This is a genomic window from Sinosporangium siamense (assembly GCF_016863435.1).
Lineage (GTDB): Bacteria > Actinomycetota > Actinomycetes > Streptosporangiales > Streptosporangiaceae > Sinosporangium > Sinosporangium siamense.
This window is the reverse complement of record NZ_BOOW01000012.1, coordinates 248,697-261,689: the sequence shown is the minus strand read 5'-3', so window position 1 is coordinate 261,689 and position 12,993 is coordinate 248,697. Positions and strand designations below refer to the sequence as shown.

The 12,993-nt window shown below is 67.9% G+C and carries 13 protein-coding genes and 1 other RNA gene; 5 read left to right on the top strand and 9 right to left on the bottom strand.

All coding sequences use genetic code 11. The features are described 5' to 3' along the window. Nucleotides 1-12: 12 nt before the first annotated feature. The 5 genes from Ssi02_RS10685 to Ssi02_RS10665 form a co-directional block, all read right to left on the bottom strand. The gene (locus Ssi02_RS10685) at nucleotides 13-1,578 is read right to left on the bottom strand and encodes an alpha/beta fold hydrolase (RefSeq protein WP_204024364.1); all 1,566 of its coding nucleotides are present in this window, start codon (nucleotides 1,576-1,578) and stop codon (nucleotides 13-15) included. Nucleotides 1,579-1,995: 417 nt separating this feature from the next. Continuing rightward, complete coding sequence (locus Ssi02_RS10680) at nucleotides 1,996-3,201, bottom strand: cytochrome P450 (RefSeq protein ID WP_204024363.1); 1,206 nt, start codon at nucleotides 3,199-3,201, stop codon at nucleotides 1,996-1,998. A 25-nt stretch (nucleotides 3,202-3,226) separates the two neighbouring features. After that, on the bottom strand, nucleotides 3,227-3,700 hold the full coding sequence (locus Ssi02_RS10675) for a GbsR/MarR family transcriptional regulator (protein ID WP_204024362.1): 474 nt from the start codon (nucleotides 3,698-3,700) through the stop codon (nucleotides 3,227-3,229). A 68-nt stretch (nucleotides 3,701-3,768) separates the two neighbouring features. Beyond that, complete coding sequence (locus tag Ssi02_RS10670; protein WP_204024361.1) at nucleotides 3,769-4,401, bottom strand: NAD(P)-dependent oxidoreductase; 633 nt, start codon at nucleotides 4,399-4,401, stop codon at nucleotides 3,769-3,771. Further along, nucleotides 4,398-5,303, bottom strand: a complete 906-nt coding sequence (locus tag Ssi02_RS10665; RefSeq protein WP_204024359.1) for an EamA family transporter — start codon at nucleotides 5,301-5,303, stop codon at nucleotides 4,398-4,400. Before Ssi02_RS10665 ends, Ssi02_RS10670 begins: the two co-directional genes overlap by 4 nt. A gap of 79 nt (nucleotides 5,304-5,382) precedes the next feature. Between Ssi02_RS10665 and Ssi02_RS10660 the strand changes: the two genes are divergently transcribed. From Ssi02_RS10660 to Ssi02_RS10640, 5 genes are all read left to right on the top strand, one after another. Beyond that, a complete protein-coding gene (locus tag Ssi02_RS10660; protein WP_204024357.1) occupies nucleotides 5,383-6,252 on the top strand; it encodes a LysR family transcriptional regulator in 870 nt (289 codons plus the stop codon). Nucleotides 6,253-6,294: 42 nt separating this feature from the next. Continuing rightward, nucleotides 6,295-6,720 carry an exonuclease domain-containing protein gene (locus Ssi02_RS10655; protein ID WP_204024355.1) on the top strand — a complete coding sequence of 142 codons (426 nt, stop codon included), beginning with the start codon at nucleotides 6,295-6,297 and terminating at the stop codon, nucleotides 6,718-6,720. A 130-nt stretch (nucleotides 6,721-6,850) separates the two neighbouring features. Continuing rightward, a complete protein-coding gene (locus tag Ssi02_RS10650) occupies nucleotides 6,851-8,305 on the top strand; it encodes a hypothetical protein (protein ID WP_204024354.1) in 1,455 nt (484 codons plus the stop codon). A 226-nt stretch (nucleotides 8,306-8,531) separates the two neighbouring features. Continuing rightward, nucleotides 8,532-8,780 (top strand): type II toxin-antitoxin system RelE/ParE family toxin, encoded by a 249-nt coding sequence (locus tag Ssi02_RS10645; RefSeq protein WP_307825632.1) that lies wholly within the window; start codon nucleotides 8,532-8,534, stop codon nucleotides 8,778-8,780. Nucleotides 8,781-8,785: 5 nt separating this feature from the next. Then, nucleotides 8,786-9,085 (top strand): helix-turn-helix domain-containing protein, encoded by a 300-nt coding sequence (locus Ssi02_RS10640; protein ID WP_204024346.1) that lies wholly within the window; start codon nucleotides 8,786-8,788, stop codon nucleotides 9,083-9,085. A gap of 65 nt (nucleotides 9,086-9,150) precedes the next feature. Here Ssi02_RS10640 and Ssi02_RS10635 read toward each other — a convergent pair whose 3' ends face one another. The 4 genes from Ssi02_RS10635 to rnpB all read right to left on the bottom strand — a co-directional run bounded on the left by Ssi02_RS10635 (nucleotide 9,151) and on the right by rnpB (nucleotide 12,950). Next, on the bottom strand, nucleotides 9,151-10,938 hold the full coding sequence (locus tag Ssi02_RS10635) for an ABC transporter permease (protein WP_204024344.1): 1,788 nt from the start codon (nucleotides 10,936-10,938) through the stop codon (nucleotides 9,151-9,153). A gap of 5 nt (nucleotides 10,939-10,943) precedes the next feature. Then, a complete protein-coding gene (locus Ssi02_RS10630; RefSeq protein ID WP_204024342.1) occupies nucleotides 10,944-11,684 on the bottom strand; it encodes an ABC transporter ATP-binding protein in 741 nt (246 codons plus the stop codon). Further along, on the bottom strand, nucleotides 11,681-12,214 hold the full coding sequence (locus Ssi02_RS10625) for a PadR family transcriptional regulator (protein WP_204024340.1): 534 nt from the start codon (nucleotides 12,212-12,214) through the stop codon (nucleotides 11,681-11,683). Before Ssi02_RS10625 ends, Ssi02_RS10630 begins: the two co-directional genes overlap by 4 nt. Nucleotides 12,215-12,549: 335 nt before the next feature. Further along, nucleotides 12,550-12,950, bottom strand: an RNA gene (gene rnpB, locus Ssi02_RS10620) — RNase P RNA component class A. Nucleotides 12,951-12,993: the final 43 nt, after the last annotated feature.

Here is a 12,993-nt window from a genome sequence, read left to right as displayed (position 1 = left end):
GTTTGTGAAGGGTCAGTTCCTGCTCGCCACCGGGTTGGCCCAGGGGAGGTTGTCCGTGGGCCAGGTGTCGGGCTGGACTGGCTTCGCCTTGGCCCCGGCCCGGCCGCCCACCGGGCAGCGGAAGCCGTGCGGGGGCGGGACCTGGGTGATCAGGTAGTCGTCGATGGGGACGGTGACGCACTCTTCCTTGCCGTAGACCCGGTGGCCCCAGCCCTCATAGGTGAGGAGCACGGCCTTGGGGCCGAGTTGGCGGGCCACGTTGACGGACCACTCATACGGCGTGGAGGGGTCGTGGATCGAGCTGGCCACCAGCAGTGGAGCGCTCCCGGTGTAGCGGAGCTCGTGCTGCGGGTTGTTGGTGGGGTGGTTGAGGCAGATCGGGAGGTCCTCGAACGGCATCGGGTTCAGCCGCATGTCGGGTGCCAGGCGGTTGGAGCTCTTCCGCAGGGCGACGTATTCCTTGTAGTTCCGCACCGGCAGGTTGTAGTCCTGGCAGAGAACCGCCGTGGGCAGGTGAGCCACATCCCACGGCACGGGCTGACGGCCGGGCATCGGGGGCATCCACGACGCCGGCGGCCCGCCGTCGAGGGCTCGAAGGATCTCGGCCAGAACGCGCCAGCCGGGCCCTTCCGTGCCGATGACACCCAGCCAGAGGACCTGGACTTCGGTCATCGGGCGATCTGCGACGCCGGGAAAGTACAGTTCACCGGCGCGTGCCTTGGCCAGAAGCCTTTCCCACAGCGCCCGGACATCCTGGCGGTGCAATACACAACTTGCCTCGATGTCACACCAGCCGACGAACTCGTCGAACGAGTCCTCAAGAGCAGCCGCCTCGCTGTCGAGGAACTGCTTGACGTTGAGGCTGTGGTCCATGTTGGCGTCCAAGGCCAGAGCCCTGATCCGGTCCGGAAACAGCTCGGCGTACATCTGGCCGATCAGGGTGCCGTAGGAGATCCCGTAATAGGTGAGTTTCTGCTCACCGAGCGCGGCGCGGAGTGCGTCAACGTCACGTGCGACGTTCACCGAGTCGACGTGGTCGTACAGCGGGCCGGTGCGAGCCCGGCAGTCCTCGCGCAGCGTCTTGGAGAAGACTGTCCACTTCTTGAAGTCGGCCTTGCTGTTGATGATCGTGGGCGGCATCTGGTTGTACACCGACGCCGAGCAGACGACCGGGGTGCTGCGGCCCACACCCCGGGGATCGAAGCCGACGATGTCGAATCGCCGCTGGAGTTCCGGGGTGAAGAAGTTGCGAGCGCCATATGCGAACTCGACGCCCGATCCGCCTGGGCCGCCCGGGTTGACCACGAGAGACCCGATCCGCGCTGCGGGGTCGGTGGCCTTGCGGCGGGCGACGGCGATGTCGACGGTGGGTCCGTCAGGTTTCGACCAGTCGATGGGGACGGTCAGCTTGCCGCATTCGGCGGAGGGCTCCTCCTGACAAGGCGCCCAGGTGATGCTTTGTTGTTTCTTGTCCCCCGTGGGCCCGTCCGGTACGGCTGCGCCGGCGGCGGCCGCGGAGACGGGTAGTAGCGTTGCCGTCGCCACCAGGGCGGCCAGCAGGGAGTACTTCCGTGGCACATTGCTCCAATCGTCGTCGGCTGGCCTCCCGCGCCGCACTCGGCCGACTCTGTTCACCCCGTCGACGGTCTTGACGCTGGCGGCATGGTGAGCGGCCCCCGTAGGCAGGCAAAGCGCAAGCCTCCAGCCGATCATGAAATTCGCCGCATCCGTCTTACCACGAAATTTCCCGAAAAATCGGAGTGAAGCAGCATGTTTAGGGGGTGGAGAAATGCGGCGCTCAGGCCCTCCCCCACCACTGTCCACTGCCTCCACCGGCCGACAGATGTGCACCGTACTATCCGTACGGCGAAGCCGGATCTGTCCCGCGCATGCCCCACCATAGGGAGATTGCCACGCTGATGACACCGATGTGCTCAGGTGCCTGCGGCGCCGGTCGAGGCCGCAGGCACCTTCTGCTGAGAGGGGGCAGTGTGACTACCCCTGGATGAGCGGAAGCCGCCGCACTCCCGTCAATGACGGCGACGGGATGAACTGCACCGCCTCCTCCGGATCGGTGCGCAGGGTGGCGAACCGGTCAAGCAAGATGTCCAGCGCGATGCGTCCCTCCAGCCGGGCCAAAGGTGCGCCCAGGCAGAAGTGGATGCCGCGCCCGAAGCCGAGGTGCGGGTTGGGGTCGCGGCCGGGGTCGAAGAGGTCGGGGTCGGCGAACTGGCGCGGGTCCCGGTTGGCCGTCGATAGCCAGGCGACAAGCATCTGGTCGGCCGGGATGGTCGCGTCGCCGAGCCGGGTCTCGCGGGTAGTGGAGCGGCCGAGCAGGGCGAACGGCGTCATGAACCGGAGGGACTCCTCGATGACGGCCGGGATCGAGGAGCGGTCGGCGCGCACCTTGTCCTGCTGCTCGGGGAAGGCGTCCAGGCACAGCACCGTGTTGCCGAGCAGCATCGTCGTGGTGATGTGGCCGGCGAGCAGGAGGAGGATGGCGAAGTTGACCACCTGATCGTCGGGCAGGCGTTCACCGTCCACCTTCGCCTCGACCAGCCGGGATAGCAGGTCGGCGCGTGGGTGCCGGCGACGTTCGGCGGCGTGGGCGGCGAGGTAGGCCGACATCTCGTTCCACGGTTTCATCGTGGCCTCGAACTCGGCCTTGCTCTGCTCGACGGACTGCTTGAGCGAGATCTCGGCATCACGCTCGAACAACCCGTCGGCCCACTCCTTGAACAGCGCGCGGTCGCTGCTCGGCACCCCGAGGAGTTCGGCGATGACGATGACCGGCAGCGGGTAGGCCAGGTCGGTCACGAGCTCGAACCGGCCGCGCTCGCGCGCCGCGTCGAGCAGCTCGTGGGTGAGCTCGGCGATTCTGGGTTCGAGATCGGCCACGACCTTGCGGGTGAAGGCGCTGCTGACCAGCTTGCGTAGCCTGCCGTGCTCGGGCGGGTCGATCTGGGTGATGAAGCCCTGCAGCGAGAACTCGTCCTCGCTGGGCAGCAGCTCCTTTGGAGTCACGCGCATGGTGTCGGAGGAAAATGTCGCGGGGTCGCCGAGGATCTCGATCAGCTCCGGGTAACCGTACACATTCCACAGTCCGGTGCGGGCTTCGTACTCGACCGCCGGGCCCGATCGGGGCCCGTGCAGCCAGAAGAGCTGTTTGGGGACGTCGTACCGTTCGACGATGTCGGACATCGCCTCTCCTTGGTTGAGGATCCCTCTACGGATTTACGTCAAGACGGCTCTCGCGGTACTCCTTCCAGCGCTCGAACATCTTGTCCGAGTCGTGCAGGATGAAGGCGAAGTAGTCCCGGGTGTCCTCCACTCGGCTGCGCTGGCCGGACCGGTCGTGGCCGAGGATCGACAGCCCGAAGTCGAGCGTGTCGAGGCTCTGCTCGAGGACGGCCAGTTGCACCCGCATGACCTGCGCCCACCCGCCGTCGGCCATCCGGTAGCGGTGCTCGCGGGTGGAGGTGGGGACACGTTCTACCATTCCGCTCATTCCCAGTTGCCTGGCGAGCGTGCTAACGGCGGTCTTGCTTACGCCCAGTTCCGCCGCCAGTTCGGTGAGGGACCGGTCGGGCGGGTCGCAGATCATGAGCCACGCCGTCAGGCGGCCCATGGTGCGTGTCCCGCCCAGGCGTTCCATGATCAGCCCCATACGATCGACGAACTCGGTTTCCGGGTGGTTCACTCGCGCTAACTCCGCAAAGAACGTCAACTACGTACTTTACGAAATGTACGCCTCGCTCTGACTCCAGGCTAGTGCGCCACGGTGAAGTGCCGGCTTGCGCCTGGGTTCTCAAGTTCGTCGAGGACTGCCACGGCGAGGTCCTCGGCTGAGATTCCGGACGTGCCGTCGGCGTTCGTGATGAGTGTGGTGGTGCCGCGCCGGTACTTCCCGGTGCGATGTCCGGGTTCGAGAAGGGCGGGCGGGCTGAGATAGATCCAGTCGGCCGAGTGGGCCAGGCAGGCGTCCAGCTGCGCGGCACTGGCCACGGCGCTGGCGCGATATTGCCGCGGCACATAGTCCGGGCTGTCGACGACGAGCCGGTCGGGATGTCCCGGGAGGCGGAGGGGCGCGGCCCCTCCGACGAAGAGGATGCGTGTCCGGGTCGCCGCGGCCGCGTCGAGCAGTGCCGTCGTGGTCGCGACGAGGGTGTCTTCGTGCCCCGGGGCGGGCCGGGTCGCGGCCACGATGGCGTCGCTGCCGCTGAACAGCCTGCTCATGTGGTCGGGGTCGTTCGCGTCGCCCTCGACGGCGATCACTCCGGCCGGCGGGGTGGCCGGGCGCGCTGTACGGTACACCGCGACGAGGTCGTGGCCCCGGCTCACGGCTTCGGTGACGACACGCGAGCCGACCATGCCTGCGGCTCCTACGACGGCGATCTTCATCGAGATGTCCCTTCGGGTGCGGTGGTGGAAATCGATACATGTGAGCGGATGGGTGAGGGAACCTGTGCCGCGACGATCGCGGCGAGCGAGAGGCCGAACCCGGCGAGTTGGACAGGGCCAAGCGTCTGGCCGAGCAGTACGGCACCGAGAACGGCGGCGACCAGCGGCGAGAGCAGAGCGAGAACCGCGACGGAGGTGACGGGCAAGGTGGTGATGCCGCGGAACCACAGGGCATAGGCGATCAGGCCGCCGGCCAAACCAAGCCAGAGGTAGCCGAGGGCGGCGTTCAGGCTGATCGCTGGAGGTGCCCCCTCAACCAGGAAGGTGATCGGCACCAGGAACAGACCACCCGCGGTGAGTTGCCAGCCGGCGAAAGCGGTGGGACCGACCCCGTCGGGCCTTCCCCAGCGTTTGGTGAGCGTCACACCGAGCGCCATCGTGACCGCGCTCGCGAGACCGGCCACGATCCCGACGATGTCGAATGCGGCGTTCGGCCCGATCACCACCAATCCGACGCCGACGACGCCCATCACTCCCCAGAGGAGCCGCCAGAAGGAGGGTGGTTCCCGGAGAATCGTCACGGCCAGGAGGGCGACGATCAGAGGCTGGACCGCCCCCAAGGTCGCGGCGACGCCTCCCGGCAGGCGCTCGGCGGCGATGAACAGCAGCGGCATGAACATCCCGATGTTCAGCACGCCGAGCACGGCGGCCTTCCCCCACCACGCTCCGCGCGGCAGCGTCCAAGTGATCGCCAGCGCGATCAGGCCGGCGGGCAGCGCACGCAGGAGTCCCGCGAACAGTGGGTGTCCTTGCGGGAGAAGCTCTGTGGTGACGACGTAGGTCGTGCCCCACGCGAGGGGAGCAAGGGCGGTCAGGGCGGTGCGGGGGAGGTTTGTTGTCACACACGAAGTCTCACCCGGTAGCGATCAATGAGTCCAACACATGTTTGTCAGCTCATCGATCTCGATTCAAGATGGATCCATGGATCTCCAGCAGATGCGCTACGTCGTCGCCGTCGCCGAGACGAACAGCTTCACCCGGGCCGCCGAACGCTGCCTGGTCGTCCAGTCCGCCCTCAGCCACCAGATCGCGCGCCTGGAACGCGAGCTGGGCGCGAGACTTTTCGAGCGCACCAGCCGCCGGGTACGGCTGACGCCGGCAGGCATGGCGTTCCTCCCCGCCGCCCGCCAATGCCTGGACGCCGCCGAACGCGCGGCGGCCGAGGTCGCCGCCGCCGTCGGAGAGGTGCGCGGACGGCTCGCCGTGGGCCTGATCCCCACCGTCGCCGCGGCCGACATCCCCGGGGCGTTGCTCGGCTACCGCCGGAAATATCCACACGTACGCATCAGCCTGCGCGTGGGCGCGAGCGAAGACCTCGTCGAACAGGTCAAACAAGGCTCCCTCGACGTGGCCTTCCTTGGGTTGCCCCCCACCATGCGCCCCGAAGGCGTCGCCGCCCACGAACTCGCCCGCGACCGGCTCGTCGCCGTGGTCGCACCGGACCACCCGCTTGCCGACGAACCCGCGGTCAGCCTTCGCCGGCTCTCCTCCGAGACATTCGTCGACTTTCCGGCCGGCACCGCCGGACGCATCCAATCCGACCTGGCCTTTTCCGCCGCCGGCCTTAGCCGTGACGTCGCCTTCGAAGTGACCACCGCGGACTACGTCACCCGGCTCGTCGGACCGGGCCTCGGCGTGGCCATGCTCCCCTCCGCCTTCGCACCCCAGCTCACCGGCGTGGTCACCATCGAGGTCACCGACGCGCCCACCCGGGTCGAATACATCATTTGGAGCCGCTTCGGCCACACACCGGCGGCAGCCGCGTTCCTCAAGGCCCTGGACATCACGTGACGGTGACTCCGCGCCACGCCCGCAGAGGTCAGTGAGAGCAGCGTGCAAGGCGCCCCGACCTGGGAGGAGAGCTTCCAGAGAATTCTCGACTTCGCCGCCGGGCGGCCACTGGTCGCCCACAACGCCGCCTTCGACATCGGAGTTCTCCGGGATGCCTGCACCGCGTCGGGCATCGCCTGGCCCGACATCAGCTATGCCTGCTCCCTCGTCATCGCGAGACAGACCTGGTCCCTCCCGTCCTACCGGCTGCCCTACGCGGTCAAAGCCGCCGGGAGCACGATCCTCGACCACCACGAGCCGGGCGCGGACGCGCGTGCCGCCGCCGACGTCGTGCTCGGCGCCCTGCGCGTTCACGGCGTCACGACGCTTCACGATCTGCTTGCCGGCCGCAATATCCGCATGGGCCGGCTTGCTGCGGGCTCCCGGTCGGGTTACCGAAGCACGCGCGCCGTCTGGCCACCCGAATGAGCACTTCGGGCCGATCCTGCCGTCGGCAATTGTGACTGTGCCATTGCGCAGCGTCGATCCAGCTCATCGTTTCTTGATCGGCCGACCTCTTTCCCGTACGGCACGCTTTGGGAGTACGTACCATTTCTTCGTGGCTGAGATGATCTTCATGCTAATCGTCATCCTGGGCGCTCCTGGAGCGTTCGTGGTATTCGCAGCGCGATCAGCCCCAGACGACCGCCACGGCCCCGTACTCTGGCACTACCTGGTCCTGGGAACATTACTGACGGTGATCGGCCTCGTAGTGATGGGCCTCACCGCGTGGTACACACATGAAGACGTGCACTACGACGATTTCGGGTCGGCCATGACTTTCCTGGCGGCCATGTTGGGCGGGACGCTGTTCCTGCTCGGCCTGGGCCCGTTCATCCCATGGCTGCTGGGAGTGCTCGGCCGACACGCTGTACGGCTGCCGCCACCGATTCGCCTGGCAGTCCGCGACGTGGCCGGCAATCGCACCCGAACGGCTCCTGCGATTGCCACAGCGTTGATTTCGACAGCCCTCGCGATTGCGTTAATGATTATCTCGTTCGCCACAACAGCACAAAAAAGGGTGAAATATCATCCGGAGGCCAGATCAGGCGCACTCCTGGTGCGGGAATTCTCAACGAACGAGGCGGCGGCCGTACATGCGGCCATCCGACATGAGTTACCCGGAGTGCCCATCGTGCAGAGCTATCGTGAGCACGGCCCCGCGGAGATAGAACTGGAGATCCCGAACGTGGAATTGCCGTTCCGGGACGGCATGGCTCCAGACACCTACGTCGGCGACCAGGCGCTACTCCGCTATCTCACGGGAGATCCGGCGACGCCGTACGACGAGAACACCGCCGTAGTGGTCACAACCGATGAATCAAAAGTCGTCACGGCCACGCTGCTCATCCAGCACGACAGCGTCGGAGGCAGACGGCCGGTGAGCAAGACCATTCCCGCGATCGGCGTCAGCCCCACCGAACCTGATGTGCAGGGGCTCTTCATTCCGGCAAAGGTCATGCGGGATCTCGGCTATCAACTGGAGCAGACGGCCCTGATCGTCGACCCGTCCAGCCACCGCACATCGGCGGCCGAGCAGGAGCGGATCGGCCGCCGGCTGGGTGACGCCGCAGTCACCTACGTCGAGCGGGGATTCCAGGCCCCGGCTGGTTGGATTGTCTTCGCCACTGTATTGATCGCCATCGCCTTCTACGGCGCATTGATAGCGCCCGGTAGAACCGCCGCCACTTCCCGATCCAGACGTGTCTTGCTGCGCACCGGTGCCTCGACCGCGGCACTGCGGTTGTTCTCCGCCTGCCGCACGGGATTCAGCGCGGCATGCGGCACGGCGCTGGGCGCAGTCGCGGGTTGCAGCATCGGCCTCCTCTTGGCGTGGCCGGCGACAACCTCAAGCGGCTGGGAGGACTCAACCCCAAGGGTGGCCTTCGACACCCCCTGGCTGACAATCTCCGCCCTGGTCGCGGGCCTGCCCATCCTCACCGCCGCGATAGCCGCCCTTGCCCCGACCGGCACGACCACCCGGTCCGGCGCCACCGAGAAAACTTCTCACTAGGGCATACACACCGCTACAGCGGCAGCGTCCTCCTCCTCAGAGAGCCCGCCACCATATTTCATCGATCCCCGATGGGGAGGAGGCTGAGTATTTTCGGGACACGGCTCTTGCTGTGACTATAACGTTCGCGTTATGAACGGGAGAGGTGGAACTGTAGCCAGAGGTTGATGAGTGGTTCGACACGCTTGATCAGGAAGGCCAGGAGACGGCGGCATTCTGTGTCGACCTGCTGGCCGAGCGCGGCGTCCTGCTGGATGAGCCCTACACGCGTCAGCTCCGTGGCAAGCTGCGCGAGCTGCGTTTCCACCTCGAGCGGGAAGCTGTGCGGATTACCTACTGGATCGCGCCTGGTCGGCGGATCATCATGCTGACGGTGTTCCGTAAGCGGCGGATGCGCGAGTCCGCCGAGATTAGGCGGGCATGGCGGGCCATGCAGCGGTGCATCGCTGAGGCTCACACGGCAGACGAGGAGTGAGCGACATGGGCGAGCGTAAGAGCTGGGATTCCAAGCGAGCTGAGATCATGAGCCGTCCAGGAGCAGGAGCGGCATACGAGGCGGCCAGGACCCGCTTTGAGCTGGGTGAGGCGGTACGGCTGCGCCGTGAGCAGCTCGGCCTGACCCAAAGCGAGCTGGCCGAGCGTGCGGGATTGAAACAGCCGGCGGTGGCACGGTTCGAGGCGGGCGGGACGATGCCGACCATCCCCATGCTGGAGCGGCTCGCGGAGGCCCTGGAGATGAGGCTAAGTGTGCAGTTCCAGCCACTGCGCGAGGCAGGCTAAGCCGCTGTTTCGACCACCTGCACCGCGCGGCCGGACGGTCCCGGATGCGGGTCAGGAGCGTTGGGTCAGGCCGTTTCGGCGCTCAGGGTCTGTGCCACCGGGCGGCGGGCCGCCAGGTGGGCGGGGAGGGCGGTGAGTGCCGCTGTCGCCAGGAGAGTCGCGAGTGCGGCGCCGAGCAGCCAGAGGGAGGAAGGTAGCTCCCAGTTCCCGGCGGCGAAGAGCGAGAGCAGGCCGAGGCCCAGGGGGACGCCGATGACGGCGCCGGGCAGCGCGGGCAGGAGCTGGGCGACGGACAGTCCTGCGGAGATCTGTCCCGGGGTGGCGCCAAGGGTGCGCGCGATGGCCATGTTCGCCCGGGCCTCTATGGCAGTGGTCCAGGTGAACGTTAGGGTGTTCACGACGGCGAGTGCGATCAGCAGGACGGTAATCGCCACCATCAGCCGGCGGTCGTGAACGCCCCGCAGGTTGGGCAGGACGGAGGAGCCGTCCAGGCCGTAGCCCCTCTCCGGCTGGGCATAGAGAGTCAGCAGGGCGACGATCGCGATCAGCGTGGTGGCGGTGGAGCACGCTTGCAGTACGGCACGGCCCGGCCTGCGGGCGGTCAGCCGCAGTCCGAGCAGGAGCGGCGTGGGCAGCAGCGCGGACAGCGCGGTGAGCCAGGGGCGGTGACGGGGCTGACGCGCGGTGGCGGTCAGCGCCGTGACGGTCGCCGTGCGCATGGCGCGCAGCGTGGGACGCAGCGCGGACAGCACCGCCACCACCACGGCGAGGACGGTCGCCGCGGCTACGGTGCCGCCGGTCAGCCCGGCGGCACCGATCCGGCTGGCGGTGGGGCTGGCGACGGCGGGCAGGGTTTCGCGAGCGATCATCAGCCCCAGCGCGTCGCCGGCCAGCGCCAGCGCCAGAAATTCGGTGAGCAGGACGGCGGCGATCAGACCCGGGGTGGCGCCGACCGCCTTGAGCAGCCCGGCCCGGCGCGTCTGCTCGGCGGCGCGTCCTGCGGCCAGCGCCGCCACTCCGGTGATGGCCAGAAAGCCGAGCAGCCAGCTACCGACGACCAGGATCGGTTGACTGTCCTTGAGAATGACCAGGTCCTGCTTGGCGGTGAACTGCCAGGTATGGAAGTTAACCCTGAGGGTGGCGCTGCGGTGGGCGTCCAGGAAGGCCTCGGTCCCGGCGGGGTCGCGCAGTTTGAGGTCCAGCGCCAGGGTCACCGGGAGATCGTGGGAGGACGCCAGGGTCCGGGCGTCTGATGAGGTCATCCAGGCCAGGCCGCTGTAGTCGCCGGGGCCCCCGTACGGGCCGATCTGCGTCGCCCAGGGGTAGACAGGGGTGGCCGCGGTCACGGCGATCCCGACGACGGGGTACGAGCGGCCGGCGATGGTGACGTGGTCGCCGGCGCCGACGCCCAGCGCGGTGGCGAAGCCGCGTTCGAGGACCGTGCCGCCGGAGCGCACCCACTGCCCCGAGGTCACCAGCGGCCGGTTGACCGTGCCGGGCGTCTCGGCGAAGCCCTGCACCACCACCGGGGACGATGTGGAATCGCGTGTGGTGAGGTCGGCGTAGACGATGCGATAAGGGCCGTGGTGGGCGACCACTTCGGGATCGTCCGCCAGCGCGGCCAGGGCCGCGGTCACGTCGGGGTCCGTCATTCCGGAGAGTGCCACCATGTCCGGCCCGGCGGTGGCCGCGCGGGTCTGCGCGTACAACGCGTCGCTCACTCCGCGCAGGGACAGGCCCAGCGCCATCGTGGCCGTGGCCACGGTGACCGCGAGCAGGAGCATCGCGGCCTGCACCTTGTGCCGGCGCACGTCGGCCAGCACCAGGCGCACGACGAGCACGACGGAGCCCACGACGTTCACTCCCCCAGCCCGATCAGCCCGCCGAGCCCACGCGTGCGGGAGCCGGCCAGCCAGGTGTCGTCGACGAACATTCCATCGCGCATCGAGACCAGCCGATCCGCCGTGGCCGCGACCCGCTCGTCATGCGTGACGATCACGAGGGTCTGTCCCGCGGAACGCAGGTCCTCGAAGATTCTCAGCACGTCGAGTGTCGCCGCGGTGTCGAGGTTGCCGGTCGGCTCATCGGCCAGGACGACCAGCGGGTCGTTGGCCAGCGCGCGGGCGATGGCGACCCGCTGACGCTGCCCGCCCGACAGTTGCGACGGCAGATGCCGGGCGCGGCCGGCGAGCCCGACCCGTTCCAGCAGCAGGCTCGCGCGCCGCCCGGCCTGGCGGCGCGAGCGTCCGGCCAGCAGCGCGGGCAGCTCAACGTTCTCGGCCGCCGACAGCTCCTCCACCAGGTGGAAAGCCTGGAAGACGAAGCCCACCGACCGGCGCCGCATGCGCGCCAGAGCTCGCTCGCTCAGCGTGTCGATGCGCCGCCCTGCCACCCACAGCTCTCCATCGGTAGGCCGCTCCAAGCCACCCAGCAGGTGCAGCACGGTGGACTTCCCGCAGCCGCTGGGCCCCATCACCGCCAGCATCTGCCCCTGCGGCACCTCCAGGTCGACCTCGTCCACCGCGCGGACCCGGCTCTGCCCCTGACCGTGCGTCTTCACCAGAGCGCAGGCCCGGACCACCGCACTTGACACGTTCATCCATCCTCGACTTCGTCGTCGGCCTTGGACCAGGCCCGCTCACAGGCCTCCAGCCAGCGCAGGTCCGCCCGCAACCGCAGCACGACCCCCTCCAGCAGCAGCCCGGCGCCCGTCCCCGCCGGCTCGGCCAGCGCCGCCTGTTGCACTTCACGCAGACGGCGCAGCAACTCACGGCGCTGCGCCGCCACCAGCTCGATCGGGTCGGCCAGCCGGGCCGCCGCTGCGGCGGCGAGCTTGAGGTGAAACTCCGCCAGGTCCGGTTTGGGCCAGCCCACCTCGGCCAACCAGGCGGCCACCCGCTGCTGCCCGGCCGGTGTCAGAGCGTAGACCTTGCGCTCCGGCCGTTCGGGAAGCCCGTCCGCCCGCTCGCAGACGACGAGTCCCGCTTTCTCCAGCCGGGTCAAGGTCACATAGATCTGACCCGGGTTCATCGACTCGCCCAGCGGGCCGAGGCTTTGTTGCAGCCGAGCACGCAGGTGGTATCCGTGTGATGGTTCCTTGGCGAGCATCGCCAGCACCGCGTCCTGCACTTCAGCCCCTAACGGTTAGCCAATAGATAGCGGTTATCTGTGAGGGATGTCAAAACGCACGCCCCGCCTGGAGACGCCCGTGGCGATGCCCAGGAAGGATGCTCAGCTCTGGTCGTTCAGGGTCGCCAGGTCCAGGACGTTGTAGCCGCCCGCCGTCTTCCACTGGAGATACCTGGCATTGGAGATGCTCACCCACTGACAATGCAACGATCGTCATCGAATAATCGGGGCGGCTGTCATGCTCACGGCAACGTATACGCCGATGCGACACAAGAACACCGTGCTGAGTTCCGGATCATGAAAGTCCAGAAAGACCGGCTCAGAGCCAGGAAGGGCGGACGAGTCGGCCTGTAGGCCGGGTTCTGTCCCTCGCTTGCGCGAAGGGGCGGTCATCCATCTGGGGCCGTCGTTGCCGGCGGCCTCGTGCGGTCTACCCGCGCGGCTTGGGCGGGCAGCCCTCGAACGTCGCGCGCAGGACGCTCCTTGTGGAGTGTCCCTTCTTGACCTTGCTCCGGGTGGGGTTTACCTAGCCGCCCACGTCACCGTGGGCGCTGGTGGTCTCTTACACCACCCTTTCACCCTTACCTTCCCCAGGTGGGGAAGGCGGTCTGCTCTCTGTGGCACTGTCCCGCGGGTTGCCCCGGGTCGGGGTTACCGACCACCCTGCCCTGTGGAGCCCGGACCTTCCTCGGCGGGTCCCGGTGAAGGGACCCGACGCGACCGCCCGGCCGGCTCGTCCGCCGTATTCACAAGGGTAACAACTCCACGGAGTTCGCCGG